The organism is Pedobacter sp. CFBP9032, from assembly GCF_034045265.1.
In the GTDB taxonomy this organism is placed as follows: domain Bacteria; phylum Bacteroidota; class Bacteroidia; order Sphingobacteriales; family Sphingobacteriaceae; genus Pedobacter.
The window spans coordinates 299951-320287 of the sequence record NZ_JAXCWE010000004.1 but is presented as its reverse complement, the minus strand read 5'-3'; the positions used below and the strand labels follow the sequence as shown (position 1 = coordinate 320287).

22 protein-coding genes are annotated in these 20337 nt (G+C 37.2%); 18 read left to right on the top strand and 4 right to left on the bottom strand.

Features of this window, described 5'->3' with window-relative positions:
• The first annotated feature begins 71 nt into the window (after positions 1-71).
• From SOM16_RS10040 to SOM16_RS10020, 5 genes are all read left to right on the top strand, one after another.
• Positions 72-686: an ABC transporter ATP-binding protein gene (locus tag SOM16_RS10040; RefSeq protein WP_320463871.1), complete on the top strand. Its 615-nt coding sequence runs from the start codon at positions 72-74 to the stop codon at positions 684-686.
• 506 nt (positions 687-1192) lie between these two features.
• Positions 1193-1753, top strand: a complete 561-nt coding sequence (gene efp / locus SOM16_RS10035) for an elongation factor P (RefSeq protein ID WP_320463870.1) — start codon at positions 1193-1195, stop codon at positions 1751-1753.
• 107 nt (positions 1754-1860) lie between these two features.
• On the top strand, positions 1861-2421 hold the full coding sequence (efp, locus tag SOM16_RS10030; RefSeq protein ID WP_320463869.1) for an elongation factor P: 561 nt from the start codon (positions 1861-1863) through the stop codon (positions 2419-2421).
• A 213-nt stretch (positions 2422-2634) separates the two neighbouring features.
• Positions 2635-3195, top strand: a complete 561-nt coding sequence (locus SOM16_RS10025; protein ID WP_320463868.1) for a 5-formyltetrahydrofolate cyclo-ligase — start codon at positions 2635-2637, stop codon at positions 3193-3195.
• Positions 3196-3201: 6 nt separating this feature from the next.
• Complete coding sequence (locus SOM16_RS10020) at positions 3202-3360, top strand: hypothetical protein (RefSeq protein ID WP_320463867.1); 159 nt, start codon at positions 3202-3204, stop codon at positions 3358-3360.
• A gap of 62 nt (positions 3361-3422) precedes the next feature.
• On the opposite strand, the gene SOM16_RS10015 is transcribed toward SOM16_RS10020, so the two are convergent.
• Positions 3423-4190: an exodeoxyribonuclease III gene (locus SOM16_RS10015; RefSeq protein ID WP_320463866.1), complete on the bottom strand. Its 768-nt coding sequence runs from the start codon at positions 4188-4190 to the stop codon at positions 3423-3425.
• A gap of 111 nt (positions 4191-4301) precedes the next feature.
• Positions 4302-5012, bottom strand: a complete 711-nt coding sequence (locus SOM16_RS10010; RefSeq protein WP_320463865.1) for a peptidylprolyl isomerase — start codon at positions 5010-5012, stop codon at positions 4302-4304.
• A gap of 94 nt (positions 5013-5106) precedes the next feature.
• Between SOM16_RS10010 and SOM16_RS10005 the strand changes: the two genes are divergently transcribed.
• From SOM16_RS10005 to SOM16_RS09970, 8 genes are all read left to right on the top strand, one after another.
• Complete coding sequence (locus SOM16_RS10005) at positions 5107-5511, top strand: HYC_CC_PP family protein (RefSeq protein ID WP_320463864.1); 405 nt, start codon at positions 5107-5109, stop codon at positions 5509-5511.
• A gap of 82 nt (positions 5512-5593) precedes the next feature.
• Positions 5594-6130, top strand: coding sequence for a heavy-metal-associated domain-containing protein (locus tag SOM16_RS10000; protein WP_320463863.1), 537 nt, complete (start codon positions 5594-5596; stop codon positions 6128-6130).
• A gap of 2 nt (positions 6131-6132) precedes the next feature.
• Entirely contained in the window at positions 6133-6945 is an 813-nt protein-coding gene (locus SOM16_RS09995; RefSeq protein ID WP_320463862.1) for a hypothetical protein, read from the top strand.
• 74 nt (positions 6946-7019) lie between these two features.
• A complete protein-coding gene (locus tag SOM16_RS09990) occupies positions 7020-7523 on the top strand; it encodes a DUF3347 domain-containing protein (RefSeq protein WP_320463861.1) in 504 nt (167 codons plus the stop codon).
• Positions 7523-8083: an AraC family transcriptional regulator gene (locus SOM16_RS09985; protein ID WP_320463860.1), complete on the top strand. Its 561-nt coding sequence runs from the start codon at positions 7523-7525 to the stop codon at positions 8081-8083. The genes SOM16_RS09990 and SOM16_RS09985 overlap by 1 nt, the downstream gene beginning before the upstream one ends.
• A 143-nt stretch (positions 8084-8226) precedes the next feature.
• Complete coding sequence (locus SOM16_RS09980; protein WP_320463859.1) at positions 8227-8799, top strand: YceI family protein; 573 nt, start codon at positions 8227-8229, stop codon at positions 8797-8799.
• 67 nt (positions 8800-8866) lie between these two features.
• Complete coding sequence (gene ygiD / locus SOM16_RS09975; protein WP_320463858.1) at positions 8867-9709, top strand: 4,5-DOPA dioxygenase extradiol; 843 nt, start codon at positions 8867-8869, stop codon at positions 9707-9709.
• A 142-nt stretch (positions 9710-9851) separates the two neighbouring features.
• The gene (locus tag SOM16_RS09970; protein ID WP_320463857.1) at positions 9852-10571 is read left to right on the top strand and encodes a heavy-metal-associated domain-containing protein; all 720 of its coding nucleotides are present in this window, start codon (positions 9852-9854) and stop codon (positions 10569-10571) included.
• 19 nt (positions 10572-10590) lie between these two features.
• Here the strand turns inward: SOM16_RS09970 and SOM16_RS09965 are convergent, their stop codons facing one another.
• Entirely contained in the window at positions 10591-11112 is a 522-nt protein-coding gene (locus SOM16_RS09965) for a YfiT family bacillithiol transferase (protein WP_320463856.1), read from the bottom strand.
• A 120-nt stretch (positions 11113-11232) separates the two neighbouring features.
• Here SOM16_RS09965 and SOM16_RS09960 point away from each other — a divergent pair, with 120 nt between their 5' ends.
• The 5 genes from SOM16_RS09960 to SOM16_RS09940 all read left to right on the top strand — a co-directional run bounded on the left by SOM16_RS09960 (position 11233) and on the right by SOM16_RS09940 (position 17279).
• Positions 11233-12417, top strand: a complete 1185-nt coding sequence (locus SOM16_RS09960) for a hypothetical protein (protein ID WP_320463855.1) — start codon at positions 11233-11235, stop codon at positions 12415-12417.
• A 1049-nt stretch (positions 12418-13466) separates the two neighbouring features.
• Positions 13467-15851 (top strand): S9 family peptidase, encoded by a 2385-nt coding sequence (locus SOM16_RS09955; protein ID WP_320463854.1) that lies wholly within the window; start codon positions 13467-13469, stop codon positions 15849-15851.
• 223 nt (positions 15852-16074) lie between these two features.
• Positions 16075-16707, top strand: a complete 633-nt coding sequence (locus tag SOM16_RS09950; RefSeq protein ID WP_320463853.1) for a peroxiredoxin — start codon at positions 16075-16077, stop codon at positions 16705-16707.
• A gap of 15 nt (positions 16708-16722) precedes the next feature.
• Positions 16723-17031, top strand: a complete 309-nt coding sequence (locus SOM16_RS09945; protein ID WP_320463852.1) for a thioredoxin family protein — start codon at positions 16723-16725, stop codon at positions 17029-17031.
• The gene (locus SOM16_RS09940) at positions 17031-17279 is read left to right on the top strand and encodes a DUF6952 family protein (RefSeq protein WP_109928908.1); all 249 of its coding nucleotides are present in this window, start codon (positions 17031-17033) and stop codon (positions 17277-17279) included. The genes SOM16_RS09945 and SOM16_RS09940 overlap by 1 nt, the downstream gene beginning before the upstream one ends.
• Before the next feature lie 102 nt (positions 17280-17381).
• Here the strand turns inward: SOM16_RS09940 and SOM16_RS09935 are convergent, their stop codons facing one another.
• Positions 17382-19967: a phosphoenolpyruvate carboxylase gene (locus SOM16_RS09935; RefSeq protein ID WP_320463851.1), complete on the bottom strand. Its 2586-nt coding sequence runs from the start codon at positions 19965-19967 to the stop codon at positions 17382-17384.
• Positions 19968-20337 lie beyond the last annotated feature (370 nt).

Genomic DNA, 20337 nt, shown 5'->3' with positions numbered 1-20337 from the left:
CCAAATACTTGATACCCGAAACTCAATTCTCAATACCCGATACTCATACCTTAATACATGATACTCTAAGAATGAAAATAAGCTTAACAAATATTGGCAGGAGATTTAACAAGGAGTGGATTTTTCGGAATTTAAGCACGGAGTTTACATCTGGCAAACGTTATGCTATCCTCGGACCAAATGGTTCTGGTAAATCAACCTTACTCAGTGTATTAACTGGAAGCCTAACCCCTTCTGAAGGGCAGATCTCATTTTCAGCAGGTAAAGATATTCCCATTGAGGATATTTATAAACAAATCAGCCTGGCTGCCCCTTACCTGGAGTTAGTGGAAACTTTTACATTGAAAGAAATTATTGATTTCCATTTCAAATTTAAAAATTTTGCGCCCGGAGTTGATCAAAAATCGCTAATTTCTATTCTTGGACTAGAAAAATCAGCAAATAAAGAAATTAAATATTTCTCTTCTGGAATGAAGCAGCGAACGAAGCTTGCACTGGCTTGCTGTTCAGATTCTCCGATTCTATTTTTAGATGAACCCACCAGCAACCTGGATATTCAGGGGGTAGACTGGTATCGAAATTTAATGGAGAACTTCACTTCAGGAAGATTAACCATTATAGGGTCAAATCAAATTCATGAGTATGATTTTTGTGATTATCAGACTCAAATCTCTGATTACAAATAAATTAAGCCTCATTTAATCGCGGAGCAACCCGGCCTATTTGTCATCTATTTGTATTATAATATTATTTTTAAAAAAATATTTTGTAATTGATAAATAGTTCTTACCTTTGCACCACCAAAAAGAGAAACAATTATTTAATTAATCTCTTCAAGTAATTGATTGTTTTTTCTGCATTTGCAGAATCATATATATAGCCCTAAAAGGCAAAGAGTTTTTCATAGTTTAGTTTGAGGTTTAGGTTGATTATGCCTTTGGAGTGGTTCCCAAAGGCATTTCTTTTATACCGAGATTTTTTAATTACCCGCTAATTAGACAATCCAATTTCTTCAACGCGTGGTATAATCGGAGATTTTAAAAAAACCCAATGCTCGTCGTTCAACCTTAAAAAAATATCAGATATTTTTTTTATAAGTCCTAAACGGGGATAAAATCCTGCTTTGCTTTTTTAAATCAATACTGATTTATTTAACTTTGATCTTCAAAAAACAACAGAACAAATTTATTAAATGGCAAAGGCATCAGATGTACTGACCGGAAGTGTGCTACGAATTAATGGAGAGTTGGTATCAGTAGAAGAATATATTCACCGTACACCCGGAAATTTAAGGGCTTTTTATCAAGCTCGAATGCGCAATATCAAAACAGGCAAAATAGTAGAATACCGCTTTCGCCCTGATGAAGAAGTTACTTTCTGCAGGGTAGAAACCAACGATTATCAGTACCTGTACGAGGATGGCAGTTATTTGGTCGTGATGGATAATGAAAACTTTGAGCAGTACAATATCCCCAAGTCTTTTTTTGGAGAATCTATTCGGTTTTTGAAAGAAGGCATGAACTTAACTGTTTCCTTCGAAAGCGACGAACCTATTATTGCGCGGCTTCCTATTAGTGTTGAATTATTGGTTATCTATTCTGAACCTGCAGTTAAGGGCGATACGGCCACTAACGCGCTAAAACAAGCCACGCTAGAAACCGGAGCAGAAATCAGAGTACCACTTTTTATTAATCAGGGTGATAAAATTAAAGTTGATACCCGTATTGGCGCATACATAGAACGAGTAAGATAGCTTATCCATTGTGCTTATCCCTTAAACCGTTATAGGTTTTAAATAAAAAAATTTTACCTTTGCGCTCATTAAAAACTAAATATAAATCCAATTAAGGATCACATCATATGGCTAAAGCATCAGAAATTAAAAATGGTAACATTCTTCGTTTAAATGGCGAATTGGTTACTGTTGACGAATGGAATCACCGCACCCCAGGTAAAGGTGGTGCTTTTTACACTGGTAAATTTCGTAACATTAAATCAGGTAGAATTGTAGAAGCACGGATGAATACAGACGAGGCCGTAGAAATTTGCCGTGTAGAAACTAGTGATTATCAATATCTATATGAAGATGGCGATTATTTAGTGGTAATGGATAACAACACTTACGAGCAATACAATGTAGAAAAATCATTGTTCGGTTCTGCCATTAAATTCTTAAAAGAAGGCATGAGCGTAATTGTTTCTATGGAGAGCGATGAAGCCATTATGGGCCAGTTGCCAAACTTCGCTGAATTTGAAATTACTTATTCTGAGCCTGCTGTAAAAGGTGATACGTCTACCAATGCATTAAAAGCAGCAACGCTTGAGAATGGCGTAGAGGTAAAAGTGCCAATGTTTGTAAACCAGGGCGATAAAATCAAAGTTGATACCCGTACCGGCGAATACGTAGAACGTGTGAAGTAAACACAACCATATTTAAACAAGAGCCCTTAGATTTATTTCTAAGGGCTTTTTAGTTTTGAAAGTTGCCATGGCAACATGGATTTGCGCGGAAAAGATTGAAGAATAGTTATTTCGAAAATGATATTATGGCGCTAATCGTTATAGCTACCATCTTCCATTGCAAAGCGCAAACAGCTTCATTTCAAATTGCTACAATTACCTACCTTTGTTATAATGCTTAAAAGCGAGATCAGAAAACAGGCCTTAAAAGAAAGACTGTCCTTAAATGAGGAAACTTACACGTTTCTGAATAATGGATTGCTAAATCTATTTTCGACTTTAGATTTCAGCAGCATAAAAACGCTTCATACTTTCTTGCCGATTATAGAAAAAAAAGAACCTAATACATTTCTATTACTAGAATGGCTGGCACAAAATCATCCCCACATTAAAATAACCGTTCCAAAAGCAGACTTTAACACCGCACTGATGACGAATCATGAGTATCTGGGCATTCACGATCTACAAAAGAACCTTTACGATATTCTTGAACCGCAAAAAGGTATTATACATGATGGCGAAATAGATCTGGTTCTCGTTCCGCTTCTGGCTTTCGACAGGCAGGGATACCGTGTAGGTTACGGAAAAGGCTTTTACGATCGCTTTCTTGAAAATATAAATGCTCAAAAAATAGGCTTATCTTTGTCACCTGCAATATCGAAAATAGACGATGTAAATGAGCATGACATCAATTTAGATTTTTGCATTACACCCACGGAAATTATCAAATTTTAAGCAAACATGGCAACCGAAATCGTTATTAAAACTGAAAAACAATACGAAGAAAATATGATTGCTGTATTTGAATTACAGGAAAAAGAGGAACTTACCCAGGAAGATTTAAAGCAGATTGAATTAATGCTAAAAGCCGGAGAAAAATACGAGGCTGAGCACTTGTAAATTAAGTTACTGCTTTTTTGCTTAAACCAAACTGCATAATCCCCTAAAGCCTATTTGTTGTATTATTCAATTTCCAATAGCACCGGACAATGATCTGAATGAATAGCATCAGGTAAAATTCTTACATTTCGCAATCTATCCTCCATTGGTTTGGTAACCAGGTGATAATCAATTCGCCAACCTAAATTTTTCCCTCTCGATCCTGCCCGATAACTCCACCAGGTATAGTGATGTGGATCTTTATTAAAATACCTAAAAGCATCTATAAAACCATTATCTAAAAATAGTTGCATCCACTCTCGTTCTTCGGGTAAAAAACCAGATGAATTGGCATTTGATTTTGGGTTGTGAATATCCATAGGCGTATGACAGATATTATAATCTCCGCTCACAATCAGGTTAGGAATCTCTTTCTTCAATCCTTCAATATAAGTATCAAAAAACCGCATGAAAGCATATTTCTTTAACTGCCTTTCGTCGCCACTTGATCCCGATGGCATATATAAACTCATTAGCGAAAAGTCATCGAAATCTGCCCTTAAAATTCTTCCTTCCTGGTCAATCCATTCTTCATCGCAACCAAAAACTACTTGATTGGGTTTAATTTTGGTGAGGATTGCAACGCCACTATAGCCTTTCTTTTGCGCCGGAAACCAATAGTGATGATACCCCAACTGTTCAATCAAAGCAATGATTTCTGTAATTTGTTCTGGCAAAGCTTTTACTTCCTGCAGACAAACCATATCTGCGTTTGTAGCCTGTAGCCACCCAAAGAAGTTTTTGGTGCTTGCGGCACGAATGCCGTTAACGTTATAGGAAATGATTTTCATGAATGGCAAATCTATAAATTATTGATTGAAGGCGTATGCCGAAAAACTTTTAGCAGCCATTAATCTTTTTTCTGGATAATCGCCAGGAGCCTTTAATCAATAGATAAACGATTAGTTATTAATAGTTCCAAGAGCCAACCGCTTCTCCAACTTCCTGGCCTCTCTTTTCTTAAGCACAGTGATCTCCATTTTAACATCTTGCTTGGGTCTGTCATTTTTATCTGTTTCCATCGCAGCAATTTTATCCACCAACTCCAAGCCTACAACGATTTCGCCATAAACTGTGTAATTCCGATCTAAATGGGGCACACCACCAATGGTTTTATAAACCTGCCGCTGCCATTCAGGAATTTTGAACTTCAATCGTTTTTCTTCCAGAGTATTTAACTGTTCATCTGTAAAAATCTTCCCTTGCACCAAATAAAACTGACTTCCACTGGATGCTTTAGCCGGGTTAACCAGGTCACCTTCCCTTGCCGCAGCCAAAACACCTTTTTTATGAAACAAACTATCACGAAATTCTGCTGGAATAGTGTATTTCGGCCCACCTTCGCCCAATAAAGAATCGGGCTTTGCATTTCTGGAATCAGGATCACCGCCCTGAATCATAAAAGTCTTGATCACCCGATGAAATAGTGTTCCATTATAGTACCCCTTTTTGGCAAGCTTCAGAAAGTTATCCCGATGTAGCGGTGTTTCATTATATAACTTAATAATACACTCACCATATTCAGTTTTAACACGGACATATTGATTTTTAGGCTTAGCAGCGAATACGGAAAGGGAGCTAAAAAACAAAACAAATAGCAGGAGTTTCTTCATTTGAAAGATATTTTGCGCCTAATTTAAACTAAAAATGAGATTCGTTAAAGAATTATTATGCTATCGCCCTATTTTTTACGTTATCTTTGTGAAAATGAAACTCAAACAGAAAATAGCACTAAGCCTGGCCGTATTTTATGCGGTTAGTGTAATGGGCTTTGCTTTGAGCTTGCATTTCTGCGGTGGGAAACTGGAAAATGTAAAGCTTTTTAGCGATGAGATTTCATGTAAATTCTGCAAGGAAATTCCTGCGGAGAAGAAAAAGGATGATGGTTGCTGCAAAAACACACAGGTAACCGTTAAAGTTAAAGATAGTCATCAAACAGCGGCACAGATTCAAATGCCAAAGTTATTTTCTATTCAACTGTTTCTTCACCCGCCAGTTTTAGAATTTCTAAGCAACATTAAGCCGGAATTTTATAGCAAAATTTCGAATAAGGCTCCCCCACTTTCCTCCCGGGTTGCGCTGCATGTTTTCAACTGCATTTTTAGGAATTAGGAGTCGTCATTCGCCAATCGATGCGTAAAACATTTCGATAGGCTCAATATGACATTTTCTTAAATTCTAATTTCAAAAAATCATGAAAACAATAAAATTATTGAGCATTATTATGCTCCTTTTCACCGTTAAAGTTTCGGCTCAACAAATATCAAGTGCAGATTTACAAGTAACTGGCTTAACCTGTTCTATGTGTTCAAATGCAACACAAAAATCTTTAGAAACATTGAGTTTCATCTCTGCTGTAAAGCCAGATTTAAATAAAAACATCTTTGTACTTACCTTCAAAAAAGGTGCAGATATCAATCTTGATCTAGTGCGTAAAAAAGTTCAGGATGCTGGTTTTTCTGTGGGTGGTTTAACAGCAGACTTTGCATTTAACCAGGTAAAAGTAGATGATAAAGGCCAGGCAATTGTTGATGGAAACGTTTATCGTTTTGTAAATGCAAAAAACAAAACCTTAAATGGAACAGTGAAAGCTGCTGTAGTAGATAAAAATTTTATCTCGGGTTCAGCATTTAAAAAGCAAGCCACATCGATCAGTTCTGATGCTTATGCTAGCGGTGCTGCTGTAGTAAATGGAAAGAAAACGCGCGTTTATCACCTTGTTCTTTCTTAAAAATGAGGCGTTTTTTATTTTTGGCGCTGGTTATTTCCAGCGCTTTTCAATATGCTTTTAGTCAGGAGCTCTATGTGTTTACTGAGCCAGCAAGCAATATGCCTACAAAGTCTATCGGTGTTCGCCTAACCAACGAAGGGATGTTTAACAATCCTGGTTTTGTAAGCAGAACCATTCCTGAGGTAATGTTTGGCTTTAATAAAAACCTGATGATGCATGCTCAGGCTTTCTTGTCTGATATGGACGGAAAATACCGTTTAGAAGGTGGAAGTTTGTATGCTAAATATCGCTTTCTTTCCATCGATGAAGCCCAAAGTCATTTAAGAGCGGCAGCCTTCGGAAGAATCAGCACCAGCAAAAGACCAACTTACACCAAAGATATTAACCTGGAGGGTGATAATAGCGGTATTCAAGGTGGATTTATAGTAACACAGCTGCTTCATAAGCTGGCCCTATCAGCAACTTTGGGTTATGCGCATGCTTTCAAGGACAACGACAGACAAATTACAGGAATGTCGAGACCAAGTAACATGCTCTCCTACAGTTTATCATCTGGTTATCTGGTATTACCCTTTGTTTACAAAAACTACAAGGAACCAAATTTCAATGTATACTTTGAAATGTTAGGTAAAACTGATCCCGGTTCTGGTCAAAGCTATCTGGATTTAGCACCAGCAGTTCAGGTGATTTTGAATAGTACCACCAGAATTGATTTGGGTTACCGTTTTCAGGCAGCGGGAAACATGACTGACAGATACACCAAAAACATGTATCTGGTAAGAGCAGAATTTAACTTTTTTAATGTTCTAAAATAATTTAAACTTAATGAATCTTCGTTCGCAATCCAACCTTGATTGATGCGAATACAAGGTTCACAAAAATAAATAAGATGAAAAAAATTATGATCATGGTGGCAATAATCGCCATCGCAAGTACAAAATTAACATTTGCACAAAGTAAAACAGATGTGGCATTTAATCAATTGTTAACTGCTTATTATGATGTCAAAAATGCATTGGCAACAGATAAAATGGATGTGGCAAAGGAAAAGGTTAAAGCATTATCAGCAAAGGTGGATGCCATCCCTCATAAAGATCTGCCTGCAACACAACATACACTTTGGATGGAGCAAGCTAAAATCATCAAGGCAAAAGCAGCCGAATTAGCAGCTGGTAAAGACATCAAAGCGCAAAGAAAATCTTTCGAAAGTATCTCATCTGCGATGATTAAAACCATTAGAAACATTCCGTTTAATAGTGGCACCGTTTACGTTCAGCACTGCCCAATGGCAAAAGCCAGTTGGTTAAACGAAAAAGAGAACATCGAAAACCCGTATTATGGAAGTATGATGTTTGATTGTGGTGATGTTGCTGAGACGATCAAATCAAAATAATGGAATTACATATCAAAAATATGGTATGTAACCGCTGCAAAATGGTGGTTAAGGCTGAGCTGGAGAAGCTTGGCTTTAACCCGATTAGGGTAGAATTGGGTGAAGTAGTATTGCCTGAAGATATTTCGCAGGAAGAGAAGATCAAAATTGCGAAGCACCTGAGCCTTTTTGGTTTTGCATTATTAGAAGACAGAAAAACTCAAATTGCCGAACAAATAAAAACCAGTATTATTAACCTGGTTCACTACTTAAAAGATCCCTTAAAAATTAATCTTTCCACCTATCTAAGCGAAGAACTTCATCTTGAATATCCGTATTTGAGTAGTATTTTTTCAGAGGTTGAAGATCAGACGATTGAGAAATACTTCATTGCACAGAAAATTGAAAAGGCAAAAGAGATGCTCACCTATGGAGAATTAACCCTGAGCGAAATTGCTTTTCAACTTAACTATAGCAGTGTAGCGCATCTTTCCGCTCAATTTAAAAAAGTAACAGGCACTACACCTTCAGCTTATAAATCAGATACATCTGATAAGCGAAAGACTTTAGATGAGATTTAATTAAGCGATCACTCTTCTCAAAAATACTGCGGGAGATATAGCCATTTGCTTTCTTTATGGATTAGTTTGGGCTAAATAAGCTTTCTTACCATACATCAACACGCTATTGGTAGTCCGCCGTGTACTTTTGTTAAAAAAACAACATGAAAAAATTATTCTTATTCTTGATAGCTACGTCTATAAGTGTGGCATCTTTTGCACAAACCAGCTGGAAAATTGATCCAATGCATTCGTTTGTAAATTTCTCCGTTAAGCACATGGGCATTTCGTTTGTAGATGGTTCATTCAAAAAATTTGATGGTTCAGTTACTGCAGCGAAACCAGATTTAACTGATGCTAAAATTGCTTTCACAGTAGATGTAAACAGCATTACAACCGGTGTAGATATGAGAGATGGTCATTTAAAAACAGACGATTTCTTTAACGCCGAGAAATTTCCAACAATGAAATTTGAAAGCACTTCGTTCAAAAAATTAAGTGGCAATAATTACGAATTGGCAGGAAAATTAACCATTCGCGATGTAACAAAAGATGTAAAATTTGCAGTGGTATATGGTGGAACGGCAAAAGACCAACAAGGAAATACCAAAGCTGGTTTCGGCGCCACAACAACTATCAACAGACTAGATTATAATATTAAATATGATCCAACTGGTGCTGGCGTAGCGAAAGATGTAACCATCAAATTGAACTTAGAATTCGTGCAAGCCAAATAAATGATCTTGTCAGTTTGAGCATCAAAAAATGTTTTTGAGAAGCTCAGGCTGACAATCTTAAGTTAATATGTCAACACTATCTCAATTTAGGAGTTTTACTCAAGGCTTAGCACCAACAGCGCTGATGCCTACGCTTTTTATCGGTCATGGTTCGCCGATGAATGGTATTGAGCACAATGAGTATAGCGAAAGTTGGGCTAATCTGGCGAAAAAGATTCCTGTACCAAAAGCGGTATTAGTTGTTTCAGCACATTGGTACACGCACGGAACTTTTGTAACGGCGATGAATTTTCCATCCACCATCCATGACTTCGGTGGTTTCCCGCAAGCTTTATTTGATGTCCAATACCCAGCCCCAGGCAATTTAAAACTGGCTAAAGAGATTTCATCATTGGCCCATTCTACCCATATTGAGCTTGATCACGATTGGGGATTAGACCACGGCACCTGGACAGTTGTAAGACATATGTACCCCGAAGCAAGCATTCCGGTTCTGCAACTCAGTATAGATTACACTAAATCTCCTGCGCAGCATTATGAAATTGCAAAGGAAATTTATGCACTTCGAAAAAAAGGCATTTTAGTTATCGGCAGCGGAAACATGGTGCATAATCTTCGGATGTTGAGCTGGGAAATGATCAACGGTGGTGGCTACGATTGGGCAAATGAGATGAATGATAAATTCAAAAGTCTAATTATCAATGGCGATCATCAACCACTAATTAATTACAGTAGCTTAGGAAAAGATGCCATGCTTGCCATTCCTACTCCAGAACATTACCTGCCTCTTATTTACACGCTTGGGTTAAAGAACGATCAGGAAGAACTTTCTTTCTTTAACGATAAAGCGGTTGGTGGTTCCCTCACCATGACCTCTGTTTTAGTCGGCAGCGAGAGCTTTAGTCTTTAGTCTTTAGTCTTTAGTCTTTAGTCTTTAGTCAAAATTCGCTTTCAATAGAATGGTTTTACTAGTATAAAATTCTATAACATTTTATGATTATTCTATAACGGTTATCGCCCAACCGATAGGTAAATTTGTATAAACATTTTATATGACACATACCTATCAACTTACTGGCATGACTTGCGGTGGTTGCGAAAATAAAGTAAAAAGCAACCTTTTAATTTTACCTGATGTAACTGCCGTAGAGGTTTCGAAAGATACACAATCGGCAACCATCAGCATGGATAAACACATCGGCTTAGCTACCTTACAACAGGCATTGGGTGGCGCCGACAGCAAATACCAAATTACAAGCGACTCAATTGTCGAAGCCAGCACGGCAACCCAATCATGGGTAGAAACTTATAAGCCCATTTTATTAATTTTTGGATATGTTATAGCCATATCAGTAATAACTTCATGGCAGGATAATACGATAGATTTTATGGTATTTATGCGCATTTTCATGGCTGGTTTTTTCCTAACCTTCTCTTTTTTCAAAATGCTAAACTTGAAGGCCTTTGCCGAAAGCTATGCGATGTACGATATCGTGGCTAAAAAGTTTAACCTTTGGGGATACATTTATGCTTTTATTGAACTTGGTTTAGGTTTAAGTTTTGCGCTTAATTTATCTCCTGTTATTGTAAACTGGGTAACATTAGTTGTAATGACGGTAAGTATTCTCGGCGTTTTAGAAAGTGTAATTAATAAAAAGAAGATTCAATGCGCCTGCTTGGGTGCCGTATTTAACCTGCCAATGAGCACGGTTACCATTGTTGAAGATGCCATTATGATAGCCATGAGTGCGGCCATGCTGGTATTTATGTAATTAATTGAACAATATTTTTTTATGCTTTATTTATTGTATTCGAAATATGGGCCAGGTGATGTTTCCCATGCCAGGCATACATCCCAAGCATATTGGCCAGCGTAAGTTCCTTTCCTTGAGCAGGATGAATATATTTCCGCTGGTAATCCTCCATCTTTAATGTTTTTAAAAAGATTACCCAACGTTGGTGTAAAGCAGTTAATAAAGCAACTGACATTTCAATATCGCCACTTTTTGCATCTTCAGTTTCTGCCCACAACTCTTCGTGGTAAGGCCTGATCACAGGAATATCTTCTGTAATGGCCTGCTTGAAACGAATGTATGCATTAACATGGCTATCTGGAATATGGTGAATAACCTGCCTCAATGTCCAACCACCTGGGCGATAGGTCTGATTTAATTCTTCACTAACCAAACTTTCGGTAGCGCTTTTAAGCTGGTTGGGTAAAGCTTCAATTTCAGCAATCCAGATATCAGCCTGGTGCTGATTGAAAATTTCAGGCATAACAAATTGTCCAATAGGGTATTTTAATTGTTCCATATCCATAAAACCAAAGTAGTCATTTAAATCATCATCTGTTAATTTAGTTAAAATGAATACATATTATGACCAAAATTTCATCGATTTAAAGCATATTGCATTCCATTTAAAATCCCAGGGATGAAAAAGCTATTTTTTATTTTCATGTGTTTAATCCCAACAATTATTCATGCTCAAACCATAAAAACAGATGTATTGGTCTTGGGAAATAATGATGCGGCCTACTCATCAGGGTTACAGGTTTCTCGCTCTGGTTGCAGTGTTTTAATTGTAACCCAAAGCACTCCTTTTAGTCTGGAAAAAATTAAGGGAACAAAAACAGCAGAAATTTACAACCTTTATGAGCATGTACAACAGAAAGTAATTGCATATGCTCAGGATTTAGAGAAAAAATCAGGTCAACCAAAAAAGAAAAAGTCAGTTAAAAATCAGGTTGACAGCATTAAACTGTTTAAGATTATAAATGACACCACCATAATTGCCCTGGCGCGTTCCGGCAGTGGATGGGAAGCGAAATTAAGTAAAGATAAAACCATAAAAGCCAAGGTGCTAATTATTGCAGACAATAGCGATATGGTACTTTCCCAGCTAAAAACTGCGAATTTAAAATCCGCAGACTTAAGTGCTTTAAATTATACAGAAAACTTTTATCGCACCACAATTTCGGGTATAACTGGTACCTCAAACTTTTTATCTTTATATCATTTGTTGATCTCAGATCAGGAAAACCTACTATACGTTGATCCAAACAATGCTGAAATTGGTCAGGCAGCTGGTGCAACAGCTTCATATGCGGCCTTTTTTAAAACAAAAACCAGCTTATCCAATTTAAAAAGAATTCAAGGCGAACTCCTGAGTTATAAACTTTCGTTGATGCCCTTTAATGATGTAAAGGTTACGGATTCGAATTGGCTTGCCATCCAGAAAATAGGGATCACCGGGATTCTAAAAGCTGAAGTCAAAACTGAAAAAGCTTTCTTTTATCCAGAGAAGGAAGTTACTTATGAGGAAATCAAACAGCCAATAAAAGATTATTATTATAAAGCTCAAATCTGGTTTGACGATCACAAAGACGTTCCCATTAATTTAGAAAATACAATTTCTCTGGTTACTTATGTTGGTAATAAAGCTATTGATGCCACCAAAGCAGAATTGCAAAAAAAATGGAATAAGAACTATAAATTTTCTTCAAAATATGATTTAAAAAAGGTTTTGACCAGGAGGGAGTTTTCAGTTATTATCAACGAATATTTGAAGCCTTTTGATGATGTAAATGTTGACAGGACAGGGCGGGTAATCAGATGATTTTTATGGGCCCTAATCTAGTATATAATAGATTTTTTGCCACGAAAAACAGAATACACGGAATTTAAATTCTCATTTCCGTGCGTTTAGTGCTTCCGTGGCAACCTTATTTATGCATCTAATCAAGCAAATAATAGATTTTTTGCCACGGAAAACGGAATACACGGAATTTAAATTCTCATTTCCGTGCGTTTAGTGCTTCCGTGGCAACTTTATTTATGCACCTAATCAAGCAAATAATAGATTTTTTGCCCCGGAAAACAGAATACACGGAATTTAAACTATCATTTCCGTGCATTTAGTGCTTCCGTGGCAACCTTATTTTTATAGGCCCTAATCCAGTATGTAATATATTTTCTGCCACGAAAATAGAATACACGGAATTTAAACTATCATTTCCGTGCGTTTAGTGCTTCCGTGGCAAATTTATTTTTATAGGCCCTAATCTAGTATATAATATATTTTTTGCCATGGAAAACAGAATACACGGAATTTAAACTATCATTTCCGTGCCTTTAGTGCTTCCGTGGCAACTTTTTCTATGTACCTAAATCAAGCAAATAATAGATTTTTTGCCACGGAAAACAGAATACACGGAATTTTAAATTCTCCTTTCCGTGCGTTTAGTGCTTCCGTGGCAACTTTATTTTTATGCACCTAATCACGTGTGTAATATATTTTTTGCCACGGAAAACGGAATACACAGAATTTAAACAATCCTTTCCGTGCGTTTAGTGCTTCCGTGGCAACCTTATTTTTGCACCTAAATCAAGTATACAAGACAATTTCGCCACGGAAAACAGAATACACGGAATTTAAGCTCTCATTTCCGTGCGTTTAGTGCTTCCGTGGCAACCTTATTTTTGCACCTAATCACGTGTGTAATAAATTTTTTGCCACGGAAAACAGAATACACGGAATTTAAACTATCCTTTCCGTGCGTTTAGTGCTTCCGTGTCTATACTCTTTTTAAAGCAGTTGTAACATTTCCATTTCCTTACCTGTTTAGTTTGCGCATTATCTAAATTGCGGCATCCAAACTAAAATTCATGAAGAAATATTTACTTTTTCTTTTGCTTTGTACAGGTGAATATACTTTCGCACAGCAAATCGGTCCGTTAACAGTTGAAAAGATTATGCGTGATCCAAAATGGATGGGCGCTACACCTACTAATTTTCGCTGGACAGCCGATAGCGAGACACTTTATTTCAATTGGAACCCAGAAAACAAAGCAAAAGAGGAACTCTATAAAATTACAAATGCTTCTGCTAAACCTATTAAAGCTGTCGAAAAAGAAGATGAGAAATTGCTGGCTTTAAATTACGTTTATAATAAAGATCAGTCAGCTGGCCTTGTCGAAAAAAATGGAGATATCTATCTTCAAAATTTCAAGACCAAAAAGGAAATCCGTCTAACCAATACATTAGAACGTGAAAGCAATCCTATTTTCTTAGTGAACGGAAATGTAGTTTATCAACAAGGGGATAATCTATTTGAGGTCAACCTTAAATCTGCAGAAACTACGCAATTAACCAATTTTGTAAAAGGTAAAAAAGCCGGTCGATCAGCGTCCAAATCAGCCACGGAACAAGACAAGTGGTTGAAAGGTGAGCAAACGGCATTGTTTGACATCATCAAAAAAAGAAATGCAGAAACTCGAGGTGGTGCCCGTGCAGGAAGAAGCCGTTTTGGTACAGCATCTGCCGATACAAAATCTTTAAAAGAACTTTATACTGAAGACAAATTTCTGAATGGTGTGGTGATTAGTCCGGATGGCAGGTATATTACTTACAAGCTTACCACTCCTGCTCAAAACAACCACAACACCATTGTTCCAAACTATGTTACGGCATCTGGATATACGGAAGATATTCCTGGCCGAACGAAGGTTGGAGAAAATGAAAATATTGCTCAGGGATTCATTTACGACACGAAAAGAGATACTGTGTATGCACTCCAAACCGGGAGTATTCCAGGCATTAAAGATTTGCCGGATTATTTAAAGGATTACCCGAAAGAATTGGATACTTTAAAAAAGAAAAATGCAGACCGCCCGGTTAATTTTTTCGGTCCGATGTGGAATGAAAACGGAACAGCAGGAATTTTAATAGCCACGTCTTTAGATAACAAAGACCGTTGGATTTTGAAGTTAGAAGCCGCTACCGGAAAGTTTTCTCTGGTAGATCGGCAGCGGGATGAGGCCTGGATTGGTGGCCCTGGCATCAGCGGGTTTTATCAAGGAAATACGGGTTGGATAGATAACAGCCGTTTTTACTACCAAAGTGAAGCAACCGGATATTCACATTTGTATGTTGCCAATATCGCTTCTGGAGAAAAGAAACAGCTCACCTCGGGTAAATGGGAGGTACAAACATTGCAATTATCGAAGGATAAAACCACCTTTTATTTTAAAGCAAATAAGGAACATCCGGGCATTACTAATTTTTTCAAAATTGGTGTAAATGGTGGGCAGCCAGTTCAAATCAGCACCCTGAAGGGATTGAATGAAATTACGCTTTCTCCAGATGAAAAATACCTGGCTATCAATTATTCCTACCTTAATAAACCCGGCGAACTTTATCTTCAGCCGAATAAGCCTGGTGCAAAAGCAGTAAAAGTTACAGCGTCTAGTTCTACAGAATTTAACAGTTATAAGTGGCGCGAACCTGATATGGTAACATTTAAAAACCGCTATGGTGCAGATATTTATGCCAGGGTTTATAAGTCAAACAAACCACATCCAAATCATCCTGCGGTTGTATTTGTTCATGGTGCCGGGTATTTACAAAATATTCACTTTGGTTGGAGTACTTATTTCCGCGAGTATATGTTTAACAATTTGCTGGCAGATAATGGTTATACGGTGATTGATATCGATTATACCGGAAGTTCGGGTTATGGTCGCGACCATAGAACCGGAATTTACAGACACATGGGTGGGAAAGACCTAACCGATCAGGTGGATGGCGTGAAATTTTTAGTCGAAAAATATGGTGTTAATCCTAAACATGTTGGTTTATACGGTGGCTCTTATGGTGGTTTTATCACCCTTATGGCTATGTTTAATGAATCCGATGTATTTGCAAGTGGTGCGGCATTACGTTCTGTTACCGATTGGGCGCATTACAACCACGGTTATACTTCAAATATTTTAAACGAACCTTTTAATGACCCTATTGCCTATAAAAGAAGCTCGCCAATCTATTTCGCAGATAAACTAAAAGGTAATTTATTGATGGCGCATGGAATGGTAGATGTAAATGTACATTTCCAGGATATAGTGCGCATTTCTCAACGTTTTATTGAACTTGGTAAAGACAATTGGGAACTGGCTGTATATCCTGTTGAAGACCATGGCTTTATCGAGCCAAGCAGCTGGACAGATGAATATAAAAGAATCTTTAAATTGTATGAAAATACCTTGAAGAAATAGGAGTTTTTGAACCTGGTGCATAATCTTCCGATGACTATAAACACGATAAAAGCATCCCCTATTCATTCCTTAAGCCATTAATAACTAATTGTTATAACCTTTGCGAAGATTATAGTTTTTGCCTATATCGTTATCAATAAATACAATTAACTATTCATAAATATGGGTTGATTTGGACATGTTTTCGCCGTACCTTTGCAGCATAAATTAAAGATAAAAAAACATGGCAATAGTAGGTAAAAAATTCCCAAGTGTTAGTATTGATGCAATGTCAGATATGGGTGATGACATGAAAATCAATGTATTTGAAGAAGCTGTAAATAAAAACAGTAAAGTATTGTTATTCTGGTATCCAAAAGATTTTACTTTCGTTTGCCCTACTGAATTACATGCTTTCCAAGCGGCGCTACCTGAGTTTGAAAAAAGAAATACCATTGTAATTGGTGCTTCTTGCGATACAAACGAAGTTCACTTTGCATGGTTAAATACTCCAAAAGACAATGGTGGTATTGAAGGTGTTACTTATCCAATTTTAGCGGATACACACAGACAATTATCTGGAATTCTTGATATTTTAGATCAGGAAGTTAACTATGACGAAGAAGGAAACGAATCTTTCTCTGGTTCAAATGTTTCTTTCAGAGCAACCTATTTAATTGACGAAACTGGTAAAGTTTTCCACGAGAGTGTTAACGATATGCCATTAGGAAGAAACGTTAAAGAATATTTACGTTTAATTGATGCTTACGCTCACGTTCAAAAACATGGCGAAGTTTGTCCTGCAAACTGGGAAGAAGGAAAAGAAGCAATGAACGCTAACAGAGATGGTGTTGCTGAATATTTAGCTGCGAACTAGTAAAAATTAAACAATATGTTTTTAGAATTAACAGAAGATAATCTTCAACAATATTTAGCTGATAACTCAAAAGTTATGGTTCAGTATGCCGCATCGTGGTGTGGTAACTGCAGAATCATGAAACCAAAGTTCAAAAAGTTAGCTGCTGAAAATGAAGATGTAGCTTTCTTAATTGTTGATGCTGAGAAACTTCCAAATTCACGCAAATTTGCAAACGTTGATAATTTACCAACCTTTGCGGCTTTTGAAGGCGGCAAATTGGTAGATCAGGTGCAAACCAACAAAGCGGAAGGTTTAACAGAACTTTTTAACAAAATAAAATAATGAAGATCCCGGTTATAAGACAATTATTTCAGAACACTACTCCTGCTCAACTCGAAACCACTTTAGAGGTTCTAGAGGCTTTCTGTGAATTCAGAGGGGTTAGTGAGCATGAGGTTGATGTTGCTGGCGAGATGATTACCAATATTTGTGGTGCACTTGAAGTACACCAAATGGTAAGCGATGGTGCTGTTGAAAAAGACGCATTAAATGCCTTCGGACAAAAAGTAATGGGCTCGATTGATCGGTAATTCCTTTTAATCGGTTGCTTTAAAATAAAACCCCTCGTAGATGCAAATCTATGAGGGGTTTATTATTCTTAGGCATTTCGGCCATTTATATTTCCACTAACTTTAAGCCAAATTTCTACCTGCATTTACAATACCAAACACCGTTCTAACCGCGAGTTTTTCCAGCGCTGTCTGATCTTTTTCATTCTGGTTATGCTGAAGTTTTTCTAAAGCAAAATGCTGTATTAGAACCAGCGGAAGAATAATTTTTTCACGGGTGGCGATAGATTTTTTATCAACAGGATAATTTGCCATCAGCGTTTCTTGTCCTGATAATTTTAAAAGCATCTCTTTCGTTAATTCAAACTCATTGTGTAGTTGGGTCCAAAAAGCACCAAACTCTTTGTCGTTAGCTAAATGGGCCGTTATAACAAAGTCTGATTTACTCATGCTCATCATACAATTATCAACGATTGTTTTAAGATAATCCGAATCCTCGTAAACCTTCACTACTTTATCCCAGTTTCCTACTTTTTCCTGATTCTTCATCGCTGTACCCATTCCATAGAAACCTGGTACGTTCTGTTTTAACATACTCCAGGCCGTAACGAAACTAATAGCCCGTAAATCTTCTAACTTCATCTCACCTCCGCCGTTTCTTTTTACCGGGCGACTGCTAATATTTGCCTGAGATAATAATTTAAGCGGAGATAGTTTTTCCAAATAACTTACAAAAAGTGGATGTTCACGTAAAGCTACAAAAGCGCTGTAACCATCCTCAGCCATTTCATCAAGTAAGGCTTTGTTCTCAGGATCTAGTAATACGTTGTGTTTTTCTTTCAAACCAGAAGAAATACCAGCGTTGATTAACTGTTCGATGTTAAATTCTGCACTTTCTACTGAGCCGTACTGTGAGCTAATGGTCTGTCCCTGTACGGTTAACTGCATATTTTTGTTCGCAATTTCTTTACCCATAGAGGCATAGAAACGGTGTGTTTTACCTCCACCCCTGGAAGGTGGTCCGCCGCGCCCATCAAAAAAGGCCAGTTGAATATTATGTTTTTTCGCAATAGCTGTCAGGGTAGTCTTTCCATTAAATATCGACCAGTTGGCCATTAAATAACCACCATCTTTGGTACTGTCAGAATAACCCAGCATAATATCCTGTTTATTGCCACGGCTAGCTAAATGCGCTTTATAAAATGGGTTGCTATATAAAATATCCATAATATCTGCAGCACCTTTTAAATCATTTACGGTTTCGAAAAGCGGCACAAAATCTATGGTTAAAGCATCCTTGCTCCAGCCATTCCATAAGAAAAGTTCAATAAGCTGAAGAATATCACTCGCTTGCTGGCAGTTACTAATAATGAACCTATGACAGGCTTTTTCTCCATTGCGTTTTTGAATTCCTTTTATTTCTTTTATCGTTTGGATGGTATCGTTAATTAAATCGTCAGCGTCTGTAACATAAACTGGCGTGGCTTCTTTGAATGAGATCAGTTTAAGTTTTTCAGCTTCCGAAAGTTGATCGTAATTTTCCGGATAAAGGGAAGATATAGGCTTGTTCTGGCGGCAATAAGCATGCACATTTCTCAACACCCTGCTATCCTGGCGGATGTCAAGCGATGCAAAATAATTTCCGTACAGATCAATTTTACGAATTAAATCGTTCACTAAATCCACAAATAAACCATCATGCTCAGCGAGCAGAGTTTCTTTAATCTTATTTAAGTTTTCCTGTAACTCATCAGAGATATCGTAAAGTTCGCAGGTTTGATCGAAAGCATTTTTATACAACACATCATGAAGTTTAGCAATGTTTTCTTCCACACCTCTAAAAGTAATCCTGCGCTTAATTACCCTGAAATCGCGATAATAGCAACGGAAAAGAATTTGGCGTAACATTTTAGAAACCTCTAAAGTGGTATCGGCATGGATATTTGGATTTCCATCACGATCACCTCCCGGCCAGAAACCCAGCTCCAGGATTTTTTTGCTCTCCAGGTTGTATTCATCCAGATTCTGGTCAATTTCTTCCTGGATATTTGCCGCAGCGAAGTAAAAAGTATTTTCCAGGAACCAGGCAAGGTTCAAAGCTTCATCAACTGGTGTTGGCGATTTTTTATTGAAAAACGGCGTTTTACCCAGTTGCTGCAAAAGCGAATTCATTGAGGTAATGTTATTTTCGCGAATGGCCTGCGTTAAATCAGTGATAATCGCTAAAACACTTCCAGGATAAAACTGGGTAGGGTGCGCCGTTAAAACTAATCGTAATGATAATTCATCAATCAGCTTTTCAATTTTTGAAAGCATTGGCTTATTATCAGCATTTTTTTTCAGAATAAAGGCAAGGGTACTCTGTTCATCGGTTGTGTTCAGCTTACTAAATGAGGCATCCTCAACAGCATCAAAAAGCACCACCTGGCGTTCGATATATTGAATAAAACGGAACAACAAATCAGTGATGTCTTTACGTTCAGTATAATTGGTATACTTTGCAAAAAATTCTTCGATTACCTGCGCAGGTTTCTGGCCATTTAAAATTCCTTCTTCACAACTTTTAAAGAACAATGGCAATAATGTACCGGTATCTTTTATTTTATAAAAAGGAAGCGTTAAAAAAAGACTGTTAAAGAGCTCGAATTTCGAGATCACCTCGTTATTAAAGATAGATTCTCGCTGTGTAGTCAAACGGAGTTTTGGCATAGCTTAAGCAATTGTTTTGTATAGGGTAATACTACAAAAAATGCATAAGGTATTAAAATTCTAAGGCTTACAATTTGGAAAATTGTAGAATAAATTTTAATTTTAGAATCTTATTTGGCTACTTGATAGCGAAGTAAGACATTTGCAATGTTTAAGGGCATTGCATAGATTGTTAATTTTTTGGGTTAAAACAGCCGATGTATCAAAAATACACCGGCTGTTTTTGTTTTGTAGGATTTTTAGGCATTTAACCATAGCTGGCGAAGCGAAAAAAGCAAGGAAAACACGAAATTGGTTATTCATCAACCTACTACTCCTACTGGTTGCTGTCTTACCAACCAGCCTAAGTTTACCCCATCAACCGGTAATT